14 protein-coding genes and 1 pseudogene are annotated in these 21,803 nt (G+C 68.9%); 7 read left to right on the top strand and 8 right to left on the bottom strand.

The genetic code is table 11. The annotated features are described in order from the left end of the window. The coding region (locus MAY35_RS22430; protein WP_238423496.1) for a multifunctional oxoglutarate decarboxylase/oxoglutarate dehydrogenase thiamine pyrophosphate-binding subunit/dihydrolipoyllysine-residue succinyltransferase subunit at positions 1–3,613 on the top strand (3,613 nt) is incomplete at its 5' end. A 67-nt stretch (positions 3,614–3,680) separates the two neighbouring features. Here MAY35_RS22430 and MAY35_RS22425 read toward each other — a convergent pair. The 4 genes and pseudogenes from MAY35_RS22425 to MAY35_RS23465 all read right to left on the bottom strand — a co-directional run. Further along, entirely contained in the window at positions 3,681–4,979 is a 1,299-nt protein-coding gene (locus MAY35_RS22425; protein ID WP_238423495.1) for a glycosyltransferase, read from the bottom strand. Beyond that, positions 4,976–6,343 carry a hypothetical protein gene (locus tag MAY35_RS22420; RefSeq protein ID WP_238423494.1) on the bottom strand — a complete coding sequence of 456 codons (1,368 nt, stop codon included), beginning with the start codon at positions 6,341–6,343 and terminating at the stop codon, positions 4,976–4,978. Before MAY35_RS22420 ends, MAY35_RS22425 begins: the two co-directional genes overlap by 4 nt. Positions 6,344–6,380: 37 nt before the next feature. Beyond that, on the bottom strand, positions 6,381–7,820 hold the full coding sequence (locus MAY35_RS22415) for a hypothetical protein (protein WP_238423493.1): 1,440 nt from the start codon (positions 7,818–7,820) through the stop codon (positions 6,381–6,383). Positions 7,821–8,076: 256 nt separating this feature from the next. Then, positions 8,077–9,237: pseudogene (locus tag MAY35_RS23465) on the bottom strand (glycosyltransferase); the annotation flags it as partial. 149 nt (positions 9,238–9,386) lie between these two features. Between MAY35_RS23465 and MAY35_RS22400 the strand changes: the two are divergent. Further along, the gene (locus MAY35_RS22400; RefSeq protein WP_238423491.1) at positions 9,387–10,670 is read left to right on the top strand and encodes a glycosyltransferase; all 1,284 of its coding nucleotides are present in this window, start codon (positions 9,387–9,389) and stop codon (positions 10,668–10,670) included. A gap of 111 nt (positions 10,671–10,781) precedes the next feature. On the opposite strand, the gene MAY35_RS22395 is transcribed toward MAY35_RS22400, so the two are convergent. From MAY35_RS22395 to MAY35_RS22385, 3 genes are read right to left on the bottom strand one after another with little or no spacing between them, the layout of a single operon-like run. Continuing rightward, a complete protein-coding gene (locus MAY35_RS22395) occupies positions 10,782–11,696 on the bottom strand; it encodes a glycosyltransferase family 2 protein (protein WP_238423490.1) in 915 nt (304 codons plus the stop codon). Between the two features lie 55 nt (positions 11,697–11,751). Beyond that, positions 11,752–12,582 carry an ABC transporter permease gene (locus tag MAY35_RS22390; protein ID WP_238423489.1) on the bottom strand — a complete coding sequence of 277 codons (831 nt, stop codon included), beginning with the start codon at positions 12,580–12,582 and terminating at the stop codon, positions 11,752–11,754. Continuing rightward, on the bottom strand, positions 12,579–13,592 hold the full coding sequence (locus MAY35_RS22385; protein WP_238423488.1) for an ATP-binding cassette domain-containing protein: 1,014 nt from the start codon (positions 13,590–13,592) through the stop codon (positions 12,579–12,581). Before MAY35_RS22385 ends, MAY35_RS22390 begins: the two co-directional genes overlap by 4 nt. A 715-nt stretch (positions 13,593–14,307) precedes the next feature. Here MAY35_RS22385 and MAY35_RS22380 point away from each other — a divergent pair. The 4 genes from MAY35_RS22380 to MAY35_RS22365 all read left to right on the top strand — a co-directional run bounded on the left by MAY35_RS22380 (position 14,308) and on the right by MAY35_RS22365 (position 19,383). Then, on the top strand, positions 14,308–15,774 hold the full coding sequence (locus tag MAY35_RS22380) for a condensation domain-containing protein (protein WP_238423487.1): 1,467 nt from the start codon (positions 14,308–14,310) through the stop codon (positions 15,772–15,774). A 68-nt stretch (positions 15,775–15,842) separates the two neighbouring features. Then, positions 15,843–17,333 (top strand): condensation domain-containing protein, encoded by a 1,491-nt coding sequence (locus tag MAY35_RS22375; protein WP_238423486.1) that lies wholly within the window; start codon positions 15,843–15,845, stop codon positions 17,331–17,333. 3 nt (positions 17,334–17,336) lie between these two features. Then, positions 17,337–18,752, top strand: a complete 1,416-nt coding sequence (locus tag MAY35_RS22370) for a condensation domain-containing protein (protein WP_238423485.1) — start codon at positions 17,337–17,339, stop codon at positions 18,750–18,752. A gap of 163 nt (positions 18,753–18,915) precedes the next feature. Further along, entirely contained in the window at positions 18,916–19,383 is a 468-nt protein-coding gene (locus MAY35_RS22365; protein ID WP_238423484.1) for a DUF4383 domain-containing protein, read from the top strand. A 59-nt stretch (positions 19,384–19,442) separates the two neighbouring features. On the opposite strand, the gene MAY35_RS22360 is transcribed toward MAY35_RS22365, so the two are convergent. After that, entirely contained in the window at positions 19,443–20,009 is a 567-nt protein-coding gene (locus MAY35_RS22360; protein WP_238423499.1) for a TetR/AcrR family transcriptional regulator, read from the bottom strand. 222 nt (positions 20,010–20,231) lie between these two features. Between MAY35_RS22360 and MAY35_RS22355 the strand changes: the two genes are divergently transcribed. Continuing rightward, positions 20,232–21,800: an NAD(P)/FAD-dependent oxidoreductase gene (locus MAY35_RS22355; RefSeq protein WP_238423483.1), complete on the top strand. Its 1,569-nt coding sequence runs from the start codon at positions 20,232–20,234 to the stop codon at positions 21,798–21,800. Positions 21,801–21,803 lie beyond the last annotated feature (3 nt).

Genomic DNA, 21,803 nt, shown 5'->3' with positions numbered 1-21,803 from the left:
GGTGACCCTGGACCAGACCCCGGCCCGTGCCACCCCTCGCAAGCCCACCCCCGCCAAGGAGTCCGCGGCGACGAAGGCCGCTTCCGGCCACAGCGTCGCCAGCCGCGACGGGTCGGCTCGTTCTCAGCCGAAGACCGACAAGGCCCCCGCCGAGAAGTCCGCAGCAGGTAAGGCCACAGCAGGTGACTCCGGGGCCCAGAAGGCAGACGCCCGGAAGACCGAACCAGCGGATGGCAACAAGGTACTGCGCGGTCCCGCCGCCGCCATCGCCAAGAACATGGCGCTGTCGCTGGAGATCCCGACCGCGACGAGCGTGCGCGCCGTCCCGGCCAAGGCGATGATCGACAACCGCATCGTCATCAACAACCACCTCGCCCGCACCCGCGGCGGCAAGATCAGCTTCACCCACATCCTCGGGTACGCGATCGTCCAGGCCATCAAGGCGTTCCCGAACATGAACCGGCACTTCGCCGAGATCGACGGGAAGCCCAATGTGGTGACCCCGGCCCACACCAACCTGGGCCTGGCGATCGACCTCGTCGGCAAGGACGGCAACCGCACGCTCGTCGTGGCGGCCATCAAAGAGTGCGAGACGATGGGTTTCGCCGAGTTCTACACCGCCTACCAGGACATCGTCCGACGCGCGCGTGACGGCAAGCTGGGCGCCAACGACTTCTCGGGCGTGACCATCTCGCTGACCAACCCAGGGACGATCGGCACCGTGCACTCGGTGCCGCGCCTGATGAAGGGGCAGGGCGCCATCATCGGCGCCGGCGCGATGGAGTATCCGGCCGAGTTCCAGGGCGCCAGCGACGAGCAGATCGCCGAACTCGGCGTCGGCAAACTCATGACGCTGACCTCGACCTACGACCATCGGATCATCCAGGGCGCGGAGTCCGGCGATTTCCTCCGGACCATCCACGAGCTCCTCATCGACGATGCGTTCTACGACGAGATCTTCACCGCGTTCCACGTCCCCTACGAGCCGATCCGCTGGCGTCGGGACCTCCCGGCCGGGCTCGTCGACAAGAGCACCCGCGTCCTCGAGCTGATCGCGGCCTACCGCAGCCGCGGCCATCTCATGGCCGACATCGATCCGCTCATGATGGACAGCGATGCCCGCAGCAGCCACCCGGATCTGGACATCCAGAACTACGGCCTGACCCTCTGGGACCTCGACCGCAGCTTCAAGGTCGGCGGCTTCCACGGCCAGGAGAAGATGAAGCTCCGGGACGTCCTGTCGATCCTGCGCGACGCCTACTGCCGCCACGTCGGCGTGGAGTACACGCACATCCTCGAACCCGAGCAGCAGAAGTGGCTGCAGGAGCGGGTCGAGATCAAGCACGTCAAGCCGCCGGTGGGTGAACAGAAGTACATCCTGAGCAAGCTGAACGCCGCCGAGGCCTTCGAGACGTTCTTGCAGACCAAGTACGTCGGCCAGAAGCGGTTCTCGCTCGAGGGTGCCGAGTCCGTCATCCCGATGATGGACGCCGTCATCGACCAGAGTGCCGAGCACAACCTCACCGAGGTCATCATCGGCATGCCGCACCGCGGCCGGCTGAACGTGCTCGCCAACATCGTCGGCAAGCCGTACTCGAAGATCTTCGGCGAGTTCGAGGGCAACCTGAACCCGTCGCAGGCGCACGGTTCGGGTGACGTCAAGTACCACCTCGGTGCGGAGGGCAAGTACTACCAGATGTTCGGCGACAACGAGATCAACGTCTCGCTGACCGCCAACCCGAGTCACCTCGAAGCGGTCGACCCGGTCCTGGAAGGTCTCGTCCGCGCCAAGCAGGACCTCCTCGACGACGACGATCGGTTCCCGATCCTGCCGCTGATGCTGCACGGTGACGCAGCTTTCGCCGGACAGGGTGTGGTCGCCGAGACCCTGAACATGGCGATGCTCCCCGGGTACCGGACGGGCGGCACCGTGCACATCGTCGTGAACAACCAGGTCGGTTTCACCACCGCACCGGAACACTCGCGTTCCACCGAGTACTGCACCGACGTGGCCAAGATGATCGGTGCGCCGATCTTCCACGTGAACGGCGACGACCCCGAGGCCTGCGTCTGGGCCGCGAAGCTCGCCGTCGACTACCGCCAGGCGTACAACAAGGACGTCGTCATCGACCTCGTCTGCTTCCGTCGCCGCGGCCACAACGAGGGCGACGACCCCTCGATGACGCAGCCGGCGATGTACGAGGTCATCGACACCAAGCGCGGTGTGCGCAAGAGCTACACCGAAGCGCTGATCGGTCGCGGTGACATCTCGACCAAGGAGGCCGAGGACGCACTGCGCGACTACCAGGGTCAGCTCGAACGCGTCTTCAACGAGGTCAAGGAACTCGAGAAGTTCAGTGTCGAGCCGTCCCCGTCGATCCAGGCCGACCAGACACTGCCCACCAAGCTGGTGACGGCCGTCGACAACAAGACGCTGGAGCTCATCGGCGACGCGTTCGTGAACGTCCCCGACGGGTTCACCCCGCACCCCCGCGTCAAGCCGGTGCTGGAGCGTCGCGCCGAGGCCGCCCGCAACGGCAACATCGACTGGGCCTTCGCCGAGTTGCTGGCCTTCGGGTCGCTCGTCATGGAGGGGCGGACCGTGCGTCTGTCCGGCCAGGACTCACGACGCGGCACCTTCACCCAGCGCCACTCGGTGCTCATCGACCGGTCGACCGGCGCGGAGTACACCCCGCTGAATCATCTGCAGCCGGCAGGCGACGACGGCGCCGAGGACCACGGCGGCCGGTTCATGGTCTACGACTCGCCGCTCTCGGAGTTCGCGATCGTCGGGTTCGAGTACGGCTACTCCGTCGGCAACCCCGATGCGCTCGTGGTGTGGGAGGGCCAGTTCGGCGACTTCGTCAACGGTGCGCAGTCGATCATCGACGAGTTCATCTCGTCCGGTGAAGCCAAGTGGGGTCAGCTCTCCGACGTCGTGCTGCTGCTGCCGCACGGTCACGAGGGTCAGGGACCCGACCACACCTCGGGACGCATCGAGCGCTTCCTGCAGCTGTGCGCCGAGGGTTCGATGACGGTGGCCCTTCCGTCGACCCCGGCCAGCTACTTCCATCTGCTGCGCCGACACGTGCTCGACGGCATCAGCCGTCCGCTCATCGTCTTCACCCCGAAGTCGATGCTGCGCAACAAGGCCGCGGTCAGCCCGGTCGAGGACTTCACCGAGGACAAGTTCCGGTCGGTCATCGACGACCCGCGCTTCGTCAAGGGCGACACCGCCGACCGCGGCAAGGTCAAGCGGGTGCTGCTGGTGAGCGGCAAGCTCTACTACGAGCTCGCGGCGCGGCGTGACAAGGAGAATCGCGAGGACATCGCGATCGTCCGCATCGAGCAGCTGTACCCCGTGCCGCACCGTCGTCTGCGCAACACGCTCGAGCAGTACGACAACGCGACCGAGTTCCGCTGGGTCCAGGAGGAGCCGGCCAACCAGGGTCCGTGGCCGTTCCTCGGCCTGTGGCTGCCGGACATCCTGCCGGATCTGCTCGGCGGGCTCCGTCGCGTGTCGCGTCGGGCGATGTCCGCACCGTCGTCGGGATCGAGCAAGGTCCACGCCGTCGAACAGCAGGAGATCCTCGACGAGGCCTTCGGCGAGTAGTCGCCACGCACCTCGCACCGCGGCCACCGACCCCCAGGGTCGGTGGCCGCGGTCGTTGGGAGGTCGGTCAGCGCAACACGGACTCACAGATGTCCGCGGCTGCGGCCGCCGCCTTGTCCGGCGGGATCATCCGTCTCGCGAAAGTGGCTGCCGCCGAACGGGTCTCGTCGGCGAGTACATGCCGGAGGCGGGCGAGCGCCTCGTCGTCGGTGAAGGTCGACAGTCGCACGGATTCCCCCACGCCCAGTGCGCGTACGCGCTGACCCCAGAACGGCTGGTCGGCGGTGACCGCGCAGATGAGCGTCGGCAGTCCCGCGCGCAGACCCGCGGCGGTCGTTCCTGCCCCGCCGTGATGGACGGCGGCGACACACCGGGGCAGAACCGACGCGTGGTCCACCCCGCCCGCGTAGAACACGTCCGGATCATCGGGATCGACGCCGCGCGCATCCCCCGCGGCGATCAGACAGCGGACCCCCAGGACCCGGGCGGCGGCCCGCCAGCGTGCGAGCAGCGCAGGCGGGTCGATGATCGGCATACTGCCGAACGTGATGAACAACGGCGGGTCGCCGGCGTCGAGCCATGAGGCGAGCTCAGGTGCGTCCGCACCGGCCTCGGCGATGCCGGCGCGGTTCGTCGAGGGCAGATCGAGAAAGCCGACGACCGGTCTGCGTTCGTCCCACTCGTCGGCGAGGCCGGGGACCATCGCCGGATCATAGGCCTGTATCTGCCGAGTCCCGTTGTCGTCCAATCTTCGTGGAAGCGGCCGGGAGGCGGGGTTCAGCCCGACGCGTCGCCGGAAGCGGTTCTCGTTCCAGCCGGTCATCGTCCAGGTGAGCCGGTCTGCGACGCGCCACGAGCGACGTTTCCACTCGGGTGACCACGAGTCCGTCGGCCCCGGCACCGCGCCGATGCAGCCGTTCACCGACATCGGCCCGAACCGCAGCACCGTCATGGGGATGCCCAGGCGCTGCGTGAGCGCCGTACCCCGATCCTGACAGAGCGGGGCGACGACGAGCAGGTCGGTACCGGCCAGTGGCGCCCCCTCCCGGAGGAACAGGCGCTCGAGGTCGGCGTCGAGGGCGTCGAATCCTCCGAGCACGGTGGAGACAGCGAATCGAATACGCGACAGCGGATTTCGACTGCCTCGCGCCGACCGCGCCTCGGCGGAGGACCACGCGGTGTCCGAGTCGAGGCCGATCTCCGACACATCGGACAGGCCCACCGCCCGCGCCAGACCGGCCAGGTTGGGCGGGACGAGCACGCTGACGCGGTGGCCGCGCAGCCTCAGCTCGAGGGCCAGGCAGATCCCGGGCTGGATGTCGCCCCGACTGCCGTACAACAGGATCGAGATGTGCGGGGTGCTCACCAGAACCGGTGTCCGATCTCCCAGGCGGTCAGCTCCGCGGCGATGAGCTCGCGCAGGACCGCGGGGTCGCCGAAGTCGTCGGGATCGATTCCGAAGAACGTCAGCGTGATCGTGTCGTGGTATTCGACGGCCCAGGCGGCGATCGCGGGCCCACGGACGCGACGCTCCTGGGCAGGCATCCCCTGCATCACCGCCCGGATCGCGAATCGGGATGCGGTGTGCCCGCCGATACGCAACGCCGACGGCGGGGTCGTTCCGAGATTGGACACGGTGGTGTCGGGACCCGGGATGCCGCGCATCAGCCGACCGAGGAGACGGCGCGGCAGCAGCCGGACCACCGGCTGGAGATTGTCGGCCGCCTGGTCGGCCCCGGTGCGGGCGTAGTCGACGAAGGCCCGTTTGCTGAGTGCCCGGATCCCGCCGAGGTCGGTGCGTGGTTCGACCCGCTCGGACAACCTGATCCAGACCCCGCCCGAGGCGTTGGCGCGGGTGTCCTCGTCCCCGTCCCTGGTGCTGACCGCGATGCACACCCTCATCGCTCCGTCGATCCGACGGCCGGACCGTTGCACGATACCGGCGAGCAACGCCGTGAAGAGCGAATTGCCGGTCCCGCCATGCTCATTCGCACGCGCGGTCCACGCCGCTGCGTCGACGTCGACGGTGGCCAGTGTCGTGTCCGGTACCGGGGCACGGGTGTCCGCCGATCGCGAGTGCGTGCGGGGTGTCGGGGCGGCGGGCACCGGTGTGTCCCGCCCGCGGCGGGACGCGCGCGCCTGGCGGACGAGGATGGGCAGCGATCGTCCCGCGGCGCGCAGCGCCCGCGCGGCGTCGGCCGCGTCCTCACGCACCGCGCGGGACGGTCGGACCCCGGCCGCCGACGGCAGTGGTGCGGTCTCCCCCGCCGAGGCGGCCGCGACGAGTCGGTACAGGCCCTGGCCATCGCTGATCATGTGCGAGGCGAGGAGCGAGATCACCCGTCCGCCGGAGCGGGTCCGGGCCGAGTCGAGCCGCCAGCCGGACCCGCGGACCGGATCGAGACGACTCGACCGCAACAGTGTGTCGGCCCACTCACCGACGGCGGCGTCGTCGATGGTCTCCACCGGGCCGGTCTCGGGCGGGAGGTCCGAACGCACCCACCGGTGCCGGGCGAGCGGCACCCGACGACGCGAGACGGCACGGTGGAGCGGGCCTGCCGCCAGGCCTGCCCGCAGCGCATCGATCGCCTCATCCCCGGGATCGGCGTCGAACACCCAGGTGAGCTGGATGGGGGCGCCCATCCCGAACAGGTCGGCCACGAGCAGGTACGACTCGTCGGGGCCCTCGACGCGCAGCACACCCGCGGGGCGCAGGTCCGTCATCGTCATTCGCACTCCTCACTCGTTTCGGCATTCGGCATGGGCTTCACCAGATCTCGTGGGGCAGGCCCCAGGCAGCGAGTTCGCGATCGAGGAGGTCGGCCAGCACGGCGTCGGTCGCGAAAGTCGTCTCGTCGCAACCGAGGACGGTGAAGGTCACCTGATCCCGGCTGCGTACCAGCCACGACTGGACACCGTCGCCGAACCGGTGCTCGGCCGTCGGGTCGACGCCCTGCGCCATCCCGCGGAAGGCGATCTTGCGTACGGGCAGCCCACCGATGACCATCGCCTCCGGAGGAACCTCGCCGAGGTTGGAGATCACTGCATCCGGCATACCGTTTCCCGCGCTGACGACCTTGACGATGACCGACGGCGGCAGGAACCAGGCCAGCGGCCGGAGATGGATGTGCGGTGCGCGCCGACCCTCCGACAGCCGGACGAACGCTGCCTTGCAGGCGGCGCGGATGCCACCGAGATCGCCACCGGCGACCGGGTCGTCGGTGAGGAACACCGACACTCCCGCGATCGCGTTCGATCGGGTGTCCTCCTCCCCCTCGCGACGGTCGACGGGGACGCCGACCTTGATCGGCGTCGGCGGCGGCGCGTGACCGCTGGATCGGAGCAGGCCGGTGACGACGGCGATGAACATGGTGTTCGACGTGCCGTCGTGCTCGGCGGCGACCCGGTCCCACTCCGCGGCCGGGATCGTCGCCGTGGCCCACGTGGATCGTGCCGCCGGAGATCGTTCGGCGATCGGCGGGCGGACCCCACGCGGGTCGGGTTCTCCTCCGGCACTCTTGCGGTGCTCCGACGCCGCGCGTACCAGACCCGTGATGACCGCCAGGGCCTGCGATCCGGCATCGGCGAGGTCGGCCCTGCGCCGGCGCCGCCACCCGGCCGACGGGACCGGGTCGGTCGTCCCGCTCGCGGATCGACGGGCGGCCGCGACAGGCATCGACGACACCGTCGGCGTGGTCAGTGGTACGCCCGAGGCTGCCGCGGCCTCGGCGGCCGCCGCGAGCATCCCGCGTCCGTCGGTCACCACATGCAGCGTGCACAGCGACACCACCGTGCCGCCGCCCTCGGTGGGGGCCGCCCGCAGACGCCAGCACCGCGCCCCCTCGGCGTCGAGCGGGACCGTCGACATCTCGGCGGTCGCCCACGCGTCGATGTCGGCCTCCGCCACCGGACGGGTGTCGGCGACGAGCTGAGGACTGTCCGGTGCATCGACCCAGCACGGACGGGCCCCGACCACCGCCGGGGGCACGAGCATGCGGTGCAGTCGTCCACGACCGAGCGCCGCGTTCATGGCGGTCAAGGCCTCCAACGAGACCTCGTCCTCGAGAACCCACACGATCTGGAGGACCACCGACCACCCGAGCGCGGGTGTCACGAACCAGAACGTGGCGTCCTCGGACGCGAGGCGCTCGCCGGCGGCGACCTTCCCGCCGTCGGAGTGTCCCGTGTGCCACTGCGTCGTCGTCATACATCCACCTCCACTTCGGTCCGCGCCGGTACGCGCGGATGCGATGACATCGCCGGGCACGGTCCACCCGCGGCAGACTCCCCTCTCCCGACGAGCTCGGCACCTGTCGTTCGATCTCGCGCACGGCTCGTCCGACCGCTTCGTCGTGACCGATGAGGGATTCGCCGAGCCGCCGGGCGCGCTCGGCGACCTCGGGTGCGAGCATCTCCCCGACAGCGGCGACGATGCGATCGACATCGAGGTCGCCCGCGGCGGCGGTCATCGGCATCGCGCGACCGACCCGCAGGCGTGTCAGCTGTGCACCCCAGAACGGCTGGTCCGAGCCGTACCAGCAGATCACCGACGGAGTTCCGGCGCGGAGTGCCGCAGCGGTGGTGCCGGCCCCGCCGTGGTGCACGACCACCGCACACCGGGAGAGCACGGTGCCGTGATCGACATGTGCCTCGATCCGGAGGTCGTCGGGTCCTGCGGCGCCATCGGCCGCGGATGGCACATCGTTCCAGCCGGCACAGACCAACACCCGCCGACCGAGCCTCCGTCCGACTTCGGCGAACGCGGCGAGTGCGTGTTCCGGCCTGCGTAGCGGCATGCTCCCGAAACCGATGTAGATCGGCGCGTCGCCGGCGTCGAGCCACTCGGCCAGCCCGGCGGGCGCGCCGCACCCCGGGGCATCGGACGGCTTCCGCTCCGGAACCCCGAAGAAGCCGACACAAGGGCGTCGCCGGAACCGGCTGTCGACGTCCCACCGCGGGTCGCCTGAGGCGCCGAACAGCGGGTCGTAGGCCTGCAGTTCGACGCCCGGCATCGCACGCAGGCGCGCCGCATAGGGCGTCGACACCCTCGGCAGGCCCAGTCCGACCCGCAGCCGGGCCTCGCGTCGGCGGGTCAGGATGCCGAACGCGGCATCGACGAGCATCCACTGGAATCTCACGGCGACGCCGGAGCGACCCGGGAGTTGCCCGGGCATCGGACCGACGTGCCGGTTCCGCCGTACCGGGGCGTGATGCACCGAGACGAGCGGTACCCCGGCGGCCTCGGCGAACGCCGCCGCGGGTTGTTCGGTGACGAGTCCGGTGACGATCACGTCGGCGCCGTCGACGATCTCGGCCATGTCCCCGACCAGCTGGTGCCACCCGATGTCGCGCAACCCCGCCAACACACGCAGGCGCCGCACCGGGTTTCGGCCCGCACGTTCGCGAGCGCGCGCCACCGACTCCAGATGCGCGCGGGTGTCGAGACCGAGCGGACGGACATCGAGGACGCGGGCCGCAGGGGTCTCGGTCTCGCCTGTGAGTTCTCCCACCAGACCCATCGTGTTGGGAGGGAGCCCGATTCGGACCTCGTGTCCCCGTCGGGTGAGAGCATGGGCCAACACCACCGCTGGTTGCACATCGCCCCGGGTTCCGTTGACCACCATCGCGATTCTCATGCCCGCCACCCCGATAGCCGCGTCGCGGCCGGCGAGCACCATCGACGGGTCGTGTCTAGAATCGGTCCCGTTCGGCCGCCGCCCGGGCGGAGACGGGGACGACTCCGCGATCCGACACGCACGTGGGAGGTCCGACAGTGAGGTTCGTGATCGCGGTCAACGGCAGTCGAGGTGACGCGCAACCCGCCGTGGCCCTGGCGGCGGAACTGATGGCGCGTGGACACTCGCTGACCCTCGCCGCCCCACCCGACCTGTACGAATTCTGTTCGGGAGCAGGCATTCCCACCGAGTCCTATGGTGAGAGCACCCGCGAACTGCTCGACTCCGACCTGGTCCGCGCCGACCTGCGATCCCCCAACCCGCGCACCCGCCTCCGTGCGGTGTCGGCGATGTCGGTCCGCGGTGGCCGGGAGATGCAACGCAGACTCCTCGACGTGGCCGGTGACGCCGACGCGATCGTGGCGAGCAGCGCGGGACAGGAACGCGCACACAACGTCTCGACCGTGCTGGGAATCCCGCACATCCCGCTGCACTACTGCCCTATCAGACGCAACGGCTCGGTCTCGCTCCTCGCCCACCTGGGGGTCCGCGCCCCGGCAGTGATCAACGACCTGAGCTGGCGTGCCGCCGAACGCGCCCTCTGGTTGGGTACCCGCGCCGCCGAGAACACCCTGCGGGCCGACCTCGGGTTGCCACCACTGTCGACGCCGTACTCCGGGCTCATCGCGCGCACCGGTGTACCCGAGATCCAGGCCTATGACCCGGCGCTCTTCGAAGATGTAGTCCGACAGTGGGGTTCGGCCCGGCCGCTGGTCGGATTCTTCACGCTCGCCGCCACCCAGCGAGCAGGCGTGGGTGACGGTGGTCTCGACGACGAACTCCGGACCTGGCTGGACGCGGGCGACCCACCGGTGTACGTGGGATTCGGCAGCATGCTGCCGGCGAACCCGGACCGCCTCGCCGAGGCCTTCCGATCGGCGGCGGAGCGCCTCGGCATCCGGCTGCTGGTCTCCGGCGGATGGAGCGGCTTCATGGCCGACGCGGCCGCGCCCGACACCGACACCGAGTCCAGAGTCCGCGTCGTCGGCCACATCGACCACGATGCGATCCTGCCGCGGTGCCGGGCCGCAGTGCACCACGGCGGGGCGGGTTCGGTGGCGGCCGGACTCCGGGCGGGGCTGCCGACCCTGGTCACCTGGAAGGGCGCCGACCAGCCGATCTGGGGCCGCGCGCTCACCGACGCTCACGTCGGCGCCTCGCTGCCGATGGCACGGGTGACGGTCGATTCGCTTGTCGCAGCGCTCGACACGATCCTCGCGCCCGCCTTCCGGCAGGAGGCCGCCGACCTCCGCGGCCGACTGATCCCGGCCGCCGAGGCGGTGCGTTCCGCTGCCGACATCGTGGAGGCGGTCACCCGCTGATACACAGTGCTCCACGGATTCCGCTCACGCTCAGTGTTCAACCGATTCCGCTCACGCTCAGTGTCCAACCGATTCCGCTCACGCTCAGTGCCCAACGGATTCCGCTCACGCTCAGGGAAGAACCCGATCAGGACCACCTCGCAACAGATTCCGCGGATCGATCCGGCCCGTGCGGTGGTCGTATGTCCTTAGCATCATGAGCCGCAGCGCATGAGCGACCGTGACCGCCGGGACGTAGACGGCAGCCGACCCCGCCGCGAGGCCGTACCGCCGGTGCAGCCAGAAGGTTCGCGGCAGAAAGCTCATGTAGTGCACGAACGGGCGCATACCGGTCTCCATACGCCGCGGCGACACCCCCACGGTCAGACCACGCAGAAACGCGTTGCGCCCCCCGGCGTCGCCGACACAGAGCCCCATGTCCACATCCTCGAAGATGTCCCGGCGCATGCTGACCCGGTCGCGGATCATCGCCCACGTCTCGCGCCTCAACACCATGTTCGAGCCGTACAGCACGGGGATCTCGCTGACGGCCCGCTCGCGGCGCAGACGGTTCAGCGGGTGCAACCGGGTCTTCCAGCGATCGAACCTGCCCTCGAGCGGGACGTCGTAGGCCTCACCGCGTCCACAGAGCGCGTCCCATCGGTGTTCCCGGTCGGTCTCGAAGAACTCGACGACGGTGCGTGCCCAGTGTTCCGGAACCCGGGTGTCGGCGTCGATCCGCGCGACTATGTCACCGACCGCGGCGTCGAGGCCTGCGTTGCGGGCATGGACGAGTCCCTGACGCGTCTCGTCGACGACCCGGATCTGGGCATGCCGCAACCGCATCCGGTCGACGACGGCTCGGGACATGTCGGTTGAATTGTTGTCCACGACCAGGATCTCGGTGATCGAGTCGAGCTGCGCCACCAGCCGCGTGAGGCAGTCACCGATGGTGTCCTCCTCGTTGTAGACCGGCACGACCACCGAGAAGGTGATCGGCGTGGCGGTGTCGGTCCGACCGACGGCCACCGAAACGGGTGAGCTCACGGAATGTCCTCCTGCACGGGGTCACAAGGGTCTGGTGGAATGGCGCCGGACGCGATCAGGTCCGGCGCATGTAGGTGCGCAGGGTCACGGGCACGACGACGGCGAGGATGGCCGCCGCGCCCACGAGGGTGTAGGCGATGTCGGCACCCACGTTCTCGCCCGCCGCGAGTCCGCGTGCCGCAGAGACGAGATGGGACACCGGGTTGGCCGATGCACACGCCTGCATCCAGCCGGGCATGGTGTCGACCGGCACGAGAGCGTTGGACACGAACGTGATCGGCATGAGGACCAGCATCGAGACGCCCTGCACCGTCGACGCCTTGTCCAGGAGTACGCCCAGCAGCGCGAAGACCCAACTGAGAGCGAAGGCCACCACGACGATCAGCACGCAGGCGATCGCGACCCCAACGGGGCTGGCCGGCCGGTAACCCATGATCACGCCCACACACACCGTGATGGCCGACGCGACCACGTAGCGCATCGTGTTGGCCGTCAGTGCGCCTGCCAGGGGCGCGATCCGGGCGATCGGAAGAGACTTGAAGCGGTCGAAGACCCCGCGATCGAGGTCCTCCCGCAACTGCACGCCGGTGACGACGGAAGCGGCGACACACACCTGCACGAGTACCCCCGGGATGAGCAACGGGAGGTAGCCGACGACGTCGCCTGCTATGGCACCGCCGAAGATCGACGAGAACATGACCGTGAAGACGATGGGCAGCACGATCACATCGAAGAGTTGCTGCGGATTGTGTTTGATCTTCAACAGGCCACGGTGCGTCATGGTCAACGACTGCATGACCGCCGACCCCACCCGAACCCTGTCATGCGCCTCGTCCGCGGTGTCACCGTCGGCGAGCAGGGTGTCGCGCACCGCCTCGGTGGTCATATCGCGACTCCTGTCGGTTCGGTCCGGGGCGACCCGGCCTGCATCGACCCGGCCGGTGTCGACCCGGTGTGGCCGGAGCCGTCGGTCAGCGCGAAGAACACCTCGTCGAGGGTCGGACGCACAACGTTCACCGACGTCAGTGTGATCTCCCGGACGCGCAGTGCGGTCAGCATTTCCGCGAGCGGGTCGAGGTCGTCCATGGGGAGGACCAGCACCCCGTCCTCGACGGCGACGTCTCCGCGAGTGGTGAACGGAGCGCACACCGATGCCGCGGCCGGCAGGTCCCCCGCGTCGGCGAGGGCGAGTGTGACGCTCATGTCGCCGACACCCGCCTTGAGTTCGTCGGCGGTGCCGTCGGCCACCACCCTGCCCCGGTCCATGACGGCGATGTGATCGGCGAGTTCGTCGGCCTCGTCGAGGTACTGGGTGGTCAGCAACACCGTCGAGCCACGGGCCACGAGATCGCGCACGGTCTGCCACATCTGGGCACGGGTCCGGGGATCGAGTCCGGTGGTCGGCTCGTCGAGGAAGAGCAGGCGCGGGCGGGTGATCAGTGACGCCGCCAGATCGAGTCGTCGGCGCATACCGCCGGAGAAGTGCCCGACGCGCCGGGTCGCCACCGCGGCGAGACCGAACTCCTCGAGGAGTTCGTCGGCACGTATGCGCGCCCGCCGACGAGACGACCCGACCAGCCGCCCGAAGATCATCAGGTTCTCGCGTGCCGTGAGGTCCTCGTCCACGGAGGCGTATTGACCGGTGACCCCGATCAGCGACCGCACCGCGGTCGCCTCCCGGACCACGTCGTGGCCGAAGACGCGCGCGGTGCCGCTATCGGGACGCAGCAGCGTCGCCAGCATGCGCACCGTGGTCGTCTTCCCGGCGCCGTTGGTTCCCAGCAGGGCGAAGACCCGGCCGGCGGGCACGTGGAGGTCGACCGCGTCGACGGCCGGTGTGCCGTGGAAGTTCTTGCTCAGACCGCAGGCCTCGATGGCCGGGACGATCGATGACATGGCACCCCCGATGCTTGCTGAGAACGTGCGTGCTGAGGACATACGTTGACGCGAACCGCACCACGAGCGGTGAAGCCGGAGCCAAATGACTTTGCCTGACAGTGACATCCGCCCACACGGGTCGCCTTGGTGCGTCCTGATACGCCGGCACCATGTCCGGTTCGCCCACTCCGGCTCACGGTAGGCGAGCCCATCGCGGCCCGCAAGGCACACGCGGGTCGATGTTTCAGGCAAGCAAGCCAACACTTTTCGGTGAATCCGCTGCACGACCGCGCTTTTCGCGATCATCCCCGGCCGAGTCGCCGACGGACGTGTCATCGGGTGTTTACACGAATGCAACCGGTCGGAATCGAAGGCCGCCCGCGTCGCCCGCCGATGGTCGAAATCACCACTGCCGCAATTACTTATCCACGGCCCCACGAATCGAGCCGTGTCCCACTCCGGCGGTATCCAGGTGATCAAGGTCACCCGCCACTGGCCATGCGGATTGCCCGGCAATGCACTTAGTCTCGCTATGGACGCAGGCGGCTCCGACACATCCGAATGGTCTCGAGGGCACCCCTCGGCGAGCATCCGTCCCGGCCGTGCGTGTGCATCGGAGTACGCGCGATTCTGTTGTCTCAGAATAGAACTCATGGGGCCGGGGGGCCATGCCGTCAGTGCATGGTGTGCTTGTCGGCCCGGGAACGGATGACCCACGCATGGACCACGCAACATGAAGTTCACCGAGCTGTCCGACTATCCGGTGCCCGCGGGCACCGTGACCCTCTGGACTCCGACCACCGATGCAGACCCGGCGGGTTGGCAGGCAGATCGACGACCGTTCACCCACGACCAGGCGGCCCTCGCTACCCGTTCGTCAGCGGGAACCGAGCAAGCCGAGAATTGCTGGCTCGGTGCGATTTTCGAGATCGACGCATTCTACGATCCGGATGCCCTGAGGTCATGCCTGCGCACCTGGCTGTCCCGACACGAGGCGCTCCGCTCCGGAATCGACGCGGAGGTGGGCGACCCCGACCCACCGCGGCGCACCTATCGTGGACAGCACCTCGATGTCCGAGACGACGTGGTCGGCGACATGGCCACTCCCGAATCCGTGACCGCACTGCTCACCGAGACCTTCGGCGCCCGTCTCGCGCCCACCCGCTGGCCGCACTGCCTCATCGCCACCATCGCCACCACCGGCCGGGACGGCTTCGCCGTGGTCTTCGCCGCCGACCACATGGTGATGGACGCCTATTCGATCCTGTTGAGCATGAGCGAGATCCGACATCTGTACCTCACCGCCCGGGAAGGGCTGGACGCCGCGTTGCCTGCCGTCGGCAGTCATCTCGACTTCAGTGCCCACGACCGTACGATCGGACGCGGCCTCACCGTCGATCACCCGGCCGTCGCACGCTGGCGCGGATTCCTGGACCGGTCCGAGGATTACCCCGAGTTCGGGCTACCGCTGGTGCGGCCCCGCCTCGAGACGGGCGAGCCGCGCCGTGCTCCGCGTCAGCGAGGGGTCTCGGAGTTCGTGGCGACCGACGAGTCGGCGGCGTTCCTCAGCGCGACATCCCGCGCGGCCGGTCACGGCACGAAGACCGCGGTGTTCGCCGCCCTCGCCGTCACCTACCGCGAGATGACGGGACGCGACACCCTGCGCGTCACGATGCCGATGCACACGCGCCACGAAGCCCGGTACGCCGGCTCGGTGGGATGGTACGTCGGGCTCGCACCCCTCGAGATCGACCTGACCGCGGCGGTCACTTTCGACGACGCGCTCGCCGCCACCGCAGCCGGCATCGACGCCGTGCGGCACCTCCCCGCGTTCCCCTATCAACGGATCGTCGAGTTGCTGGGCACTGCGGGCGAACCCGAGTTCGTGGTGTCCTACCTCGATGTCCGGCATGTCCCGGGCGCTTCCGAATGGGACGCCGCACGCGCCCAGATCCTGCGCGGCAGTTCGCGATCGGACCGCGAGGTCTACATGTGGATCGCGCGGGTGCCCAGCGGAATGACCCTGTCGGCGCGCTATCCCGGTCACGATCCCGCCGACGACAGCATCCGGGGATTCGTCGCGACCTATTCGTCGGTTCTGCGCGTACTCGCCACCGAGGGCAGCGGGTTGCCACTGTCGGCCTACACCCGGACGACGTGCGCGCCGCCCGACGCGGTCGGCGACGCCCGCCCCGCCTGACCGCTCGCCCAGCTCACCCCCTGACAGTCACCGGCACCGCAAGCTGCCGAACCCGACGAGGAGATCCGATGAGAATCACGGCCATGGGACATTGGCGTCCGCAACCGGGAACCGCCGTGCGCTTCGATCCCACCGAGCGCTGCCGAGAGGCCTCCCGCCGGGCACCCGCGCATCCCGGTCCCGTCACCTTCCTGACACAGAACCACGTTCGCGGGGCGGCCGTGGCCCGCGCCGCCGGTCGGACGCATCGGGGATATCTCGGGTCGGGAACCGAGATCGACGGGGACCTCGACCTCGCCGCCCTGGGACGCGCGCTCGCGACCTTCGTTCGTCGGCACGAGGCGCTGAGGACCTGGTTCTCATGTCGGGACGGGCAGGTCGTCGCGCACGTCGTGGATCCGGTGGAGATCGACTTCGAGGCGACCGTCGGCGACGACTTGACGCGCACCGAGGACATCCATCCCTACATCACCGACCGGTTCGACCGCGAGACGTCCAGCGACGCCTTCCCCGGCTTCGCCTTCGGCGCGATCAGCCGGCCGGGCGGCTTCGCGATCTACCTGGCGTGCGACCACGCGCTGTCCGACGGTGCCTCGCAGGCGCTCGCGCTCGACGAGATCGCCCAGCTCTACGACGAGCTCGTTTCCGGAAACGGCGCGGGTGGGCGTGAGGACCGAGACCGCGAGGACGAATACGTACCGCCCGGCTACTTCGACTACGCCCGCATCGAAGAGGCCATGACGAGCGAGCACCTCGGCGAGACGCCCCTCACCCGCGCCTGGCAGGACGTCTTCCTCCGCCACGACCTGCAGATGCCCCGGTTCCCCCTCGATCTGGGCCTGGGTCCGGGCGAGACCGCCCAGGTGACCGGCATCGAACTGACCCTGCTCGACGGCCCGTCGATCACCGCGTTCGATGCGGTCTGCCGAGCGGCCGGCGGCCGCTTCGTCGACGGCATCTACGCGGCCCTCGCCATCGCCGACCGCGAGATGGCAGGTACCGACGACTACTACGGGATGACCGTGTTCAACACCCGGGCCGCGCTCGACGGTTTCGCCACCGCCCAGGGCTGGTTCTGCAACTTCGCGCCGGTCGAGTTCCCGATCACGGACGCTGCTACGTTCGCCGAGCTGATCCCGGCGGCCAACGCCGCACGCCGCCGGGCGCGCGATCTCGCCACCGTGCCGGTCGCCGCCGCCCTGGCCGCGATCGCGGCGGCCGGGGCAACCCCCGACGAGATCATCACCGCGCCGAACCTGCTGTCGTACATCGACTTCCGGTGGTTTCCCGGGGCCGCCCGCGACGCCTTCCGGCGTGGGTCGCTCTTCACCGGGGAGGGACGGACGGCGAACGCGTCGGCGTGGATCAATCGCGATCACGACGAGTTGTACCTCGGCAGCCAGGTCCCCGACACGCCCTTGGCCTTGTCCCGGGCCGGGGCCTACTACGACCATCTGCGCGAGATCTTCGCCGACGTCGTCCGCGACGGCGATCGGCCGATAGTGGCCCCGGACAGCGTCGGAGTCCTCGGGGCCCGACAACTGCGCATGGGGGCCTGAACCGTGCACGTCACCACGATCGATCGGTACAGCCCCGCGGGCGGGGAGCTTCTCTCCTGGGCCGTGCAGACTTCCGCGGCCCCGCGTCCGTCCCCGGTCCCGCCGTCGTTCAACCAGGCGGTGCACCTGGCCGCGGCGGGCGAGGCGAGTACCTGGCTCGCGGCCGCGTTCACCGTCGACGGACGAGTGGACCGCGCGGCCCTCGGGCTCGCCTATCGTGCGCTGATCGACAGGCACGGCACCTTGCGCTCGTCGTTCGCCGTGGGCACCGAGGGGGTCGAGAGGTCCGTCCACGACCCGCGCCATCTCGAACTGCGAGCGCAGACGATCGTCGACTCCTCGTGCGGAACCGAGATCCGGGATCGACTCCGCGAGGCCCTCGACGCCGCCTGCCATCCGTTCGGCCCCTCCGCCTACCTGCTCGCAGCCATCGACCGCGACCACACATCGACCATCATCTGCGGCTTCGACCACTGCCATGTCGATGCCTATTCGATCTCGATCGTCATCGACGACCTCCATCGGCTCTACGACGGATTCCGTCGGCGCCCCGGATCGTTCGACAGCGCAGAACTCCCGATGACCGGTGACTTCGTGGACTTCTGCGACGCCGAATCGCAGGCCGCGCCGATCGGGCCCGGCGACCCGCGGATGCGGGGATGGCTGCGCTTCTTCGACGACCGCGACGGCGCGCTGCCGACCTTCCCGCTCGACCTGGGCGTTGCCGTCGGCGAGATCGCGCCCCAGGCATCTGAGGTGCGCACGCTGCTCGGACCGGCCGCCACCGCACGGTTCGACGACCTCTGCCGCCGCAACGGCTCCAGCCTGTTCGGCGGCACTCTCGCCGCCATGGCCGACGCCGTGCGTCGGTGCGGCGGCGGCCCGGAGCTGGCCCTGCTGTTCCCGATGCACACCCGTCGAGATGAACAGTGGCGCAACGCTGTCGGCTGGTTCACCACCAACGCCCCGCTGCGGGTGGTGAGCACCGGCGACCTCGTGGAGACCATTCGTCGCGTCGGCCCGGACCTGCGCCGGGCCGTCCGGCTCGGCGAGGTGCCCGTCCCGCAGGTGATCGCGGCGATGAGCGGCCTCCGGCACGACCGTGCCGACATCTTCATGGTGTCCTACGTCGACTACCGGCTCCTGCCCGGAGCCCGGCGACACGCAGCCATCGACGCCCACCACATCTCGAACGCGACCACCGCCGACGACGCCCAGTTCTGGATCTCACGAACCGACCAGGGGCTCGCCATCCGCACCCGGCACCCCGACACCCTCACCGCACACCGGACCATCCGGGGCTTCGTCGACGAGGTCGTGCAGACACTGCGCGTGGGCGCCGCATTTGCCCCGTCCGGCGAGCCTACCGAGAGCGAGATCGACGACGGCACCGGCTCTCCGCGCGCCGTGGGGCTCTGATCCGTCGAGCGCCGCTTCGCGATGGTTTGACGGTTCGCCGGGGTGGCTATCCCGTACGCACCGAAAGCCGTGGTCGAGCCCCGTGGTTCGAGCCCCGTGGTCCAAGCCCCGTGGTTCAAGCCCTGGCCGCGACGACCCAAGCACTCCCCGGAGGTCGATCGTCATGACAACTGCGAATCGCGGAACCACCCGTCCACCCATCCGGCTCGCCGCACTGGCGGTCGGCGTGGTGTTTCTCGTCGTCGGCGTCCTGGGCTTCATCCCGGGGATCACCACCGGCTACGACACCCTCACCTTCGCCGGCCATCACACGGATGCGGCACTGCTCGGCATCTTCGAGGTGTCGATCCTGCACAACATCGTCCACCTGCTGTTCGGTGTCGCCGGTATCCTCATGTCGCGCACGGCCCGGGGATCGTTCCTCTATCTGGTGGCCGGCGGTGCCATCTACCTGGTGCTCTGGGTCTACGGCATGGTCATCGACCACAACAGCGCGGCCAACTTCGTACCGGTCAACACCGCGGACAACTGGCTGCACTTCGTGCTCGGCGTCGGCATGGTCGGGTTGGGCCTGCTGCTGAATCGGCGAGCGGTACCCGTGGCCGGCGGACCTGCGGGCCGTCGGGTCTGACCCCGCCCCCAGCACTACCGGGTCGACACCTACTGGATCGGCACCTACTGGGTCGACACCTACTGGGTCGCGGCGGCCAGCGCGGGCAGTGCCGCGGTGATCAGACGCAACAACTCGTCACGGCTCACCGTGTCCGAGGTCAGCCAACGGATCGTGGTCTCCTCGACGAAGGCGATCCAGCCGTGCACGCTGATGGTCACCAACGGCGTCACCTCCACGCCGAATGCGGGAGCGTGATCGAGCACCCGGCCCACCATCACCTCCCGAGTCCGGTCGAAGACCTCCCGCATCGCCGAGTCGGAACTCGACGCCCCGCGGATCAGCGTCGTATAGGCGGTCCGGTTCTCGCTCACATAGTCGACGAACTCCGACATCGACGCCGTGAGGATGACGAGGGGGTCCCCGAGCGACGGGTCCGGTTCGGTGCGGGCGAGCATCCGGTCGGCCTGGGCCTGGGCGATGGCCACGTGGAAATCCTGTTTCGACGCGAAGTAGTGGAACAGCAGCGCACGCGACACGCCTGCCGCGTCGGCAATGGCGTCGATGGTGATGTCCTCGAGCGGGCGCTCGCCGACCATGGCGAGACCGAATTCGATCAGTTGATCGCGTCGCGCCTCCGGGCTCATCCGGGTGCGCTTGTGACCCGCGCCCTTGTCCTCGGCCCCCTTCGCGCCGGTCCGCCGCTCACCGGCGTGGTTGCCGGCACCAGGATCGTCACCAGCATGCTTGTCGTCGATCACCGACACGGTGGGCATTCCTCTCGTAGGGACTCGTCAACCACCGTACTCTTATTGAGTCTCGTTCAATAGCTATTGACACGTGTTCAGTACCACCCTTATGGTGACATCATGACAACGAACGATGTAGAGATCGCCATCATCGGTGCCGGCTTCTCGGGTCTGGGTGCCGCGGTCCGTCTCAAGCAGAACGGCTTCGACGACTTCGTACTCCTCGACCGCGGCAGCGACTTCGGCGGCACGTGGCGTGACAACACCTACCCCGGCGCCGCGTGCGACGTTCCCTCTCAGCTCTACTCCTTCTCGTTCGCCAAGAATCCGACCTGGTCCCGGTCGTACTCGCATCAGCCCGAGATCCACGACTACATCAACGGGGTCGCCGACAAGCACGGCATCGCGGCCAAGTCCCGCTTCGGCACCGAGGTCACCCGCACCGAGTGGAACGAGGACGAGGGTCGCTGGATCATCGACACCCTCCGCAACGGTGAAACCGAGCAGATCCGTGCGCGCGTCATGGTCGGCGGCGTCGGACCGCTGTGCGAACCGAATCTCCCCGACATCGCGGGCATCGACTCCTTCGAGGGCAAGATCGTGCACTCCGCCCGCTGGGACAACGACCACGATTTCTCCGGGCAGCGCGTCGCGGTCATCGGGACGGGCGCCTCGGCCATCCAGCTCGTTCCCCAGCTGGCCAAGGTCACCGGCCGTCTCGACGTCTACCAGCGCACCGCACCCTGGATCGTGCCCCGCACCGAGCGTCCCTACACCGCAGCCGAGCACTGGGCCTACAAGAACGTCCCCGGCTACCAGTCCGCGGTCCGCGGCGGAATCTACGCCGCCAACGAGGCCGTCGCCTTCGGTCTCACCTACTCGCCCAAGGCACTCAAGCCGGTCGAGTTGCTGTGCCGCGCGAACATCTTGCGCGGAATCGGCCGCAACGCCGAGCTGCGCCGCAAGGCCACCCCGACCTTCCAGGTCGGCTGCAAGCGCATCCTGCGGTCCAACGACTGGTACCCGGCCCTCGCTCGGCCCAACGTCGATCTCGTGACCGACGGCATCGACCGCATCACCCCCACCGGGATCGTGTCGAGGGACGGGACCACGCGCGAGGTCGACGTCATCGTCGTCGCCACCGGTTTCCATGTGACCGACTCCCCCGTGTTCGAGAAGATCATCGGCAAGGACGGTCGCAGCCTGGCGCAGGTGTGGGACGAGATCGGCATGCAGGGTTACAAGGGGTCGTTCGTCCACGGGTTCCCCAACATGATGCTCATGGTCGGCCCCTCGACGGGTCTCGGCCACACCTCGATGGTGTACATGATCGAGTCCCAGCTCAACTACCTCGTGGACTACCTGAAAACCGTTCGCGCATCGGGCATCACCCGAACCGAGGTGAAGCTCTCCGCGCAGCAGGAGTTCAACGCCGGGATCCAGCACAAGCTCCGCAACAGCGTCTGGGTCAACGGCGGCTGCGCCTCCTGGTACAAGGATGCCAACGGGAACATCACCACACTGTGGCCCGGTTTCACGTTCGCGTTCCGCCAGACCACCCGGCACTTCGACATCGCTGCCTACGATGTGACGCGCGGTGCCCGACGCCCCGCCGTCTCGGCTGCGCCGGACGCCGGCGGCTCGTCCGCGGGCTCGGATGCCGATCACCCCACGACCGTCAACGCCTGAGGC

Origin of the sequence: Gordonia sp. 'Campus', from assembly GCF_022206305.1 — a bacterium.
GTDB lineage: Bacteria > Actinomycetota > Actinomycetes > Mycobacteriales > Mycobacteriaceae > Gordonia.
Note: the sequence above shows the minus strand (reverse complement) of the source record. Positions and strands in the feature narration are given on the sequence as shown.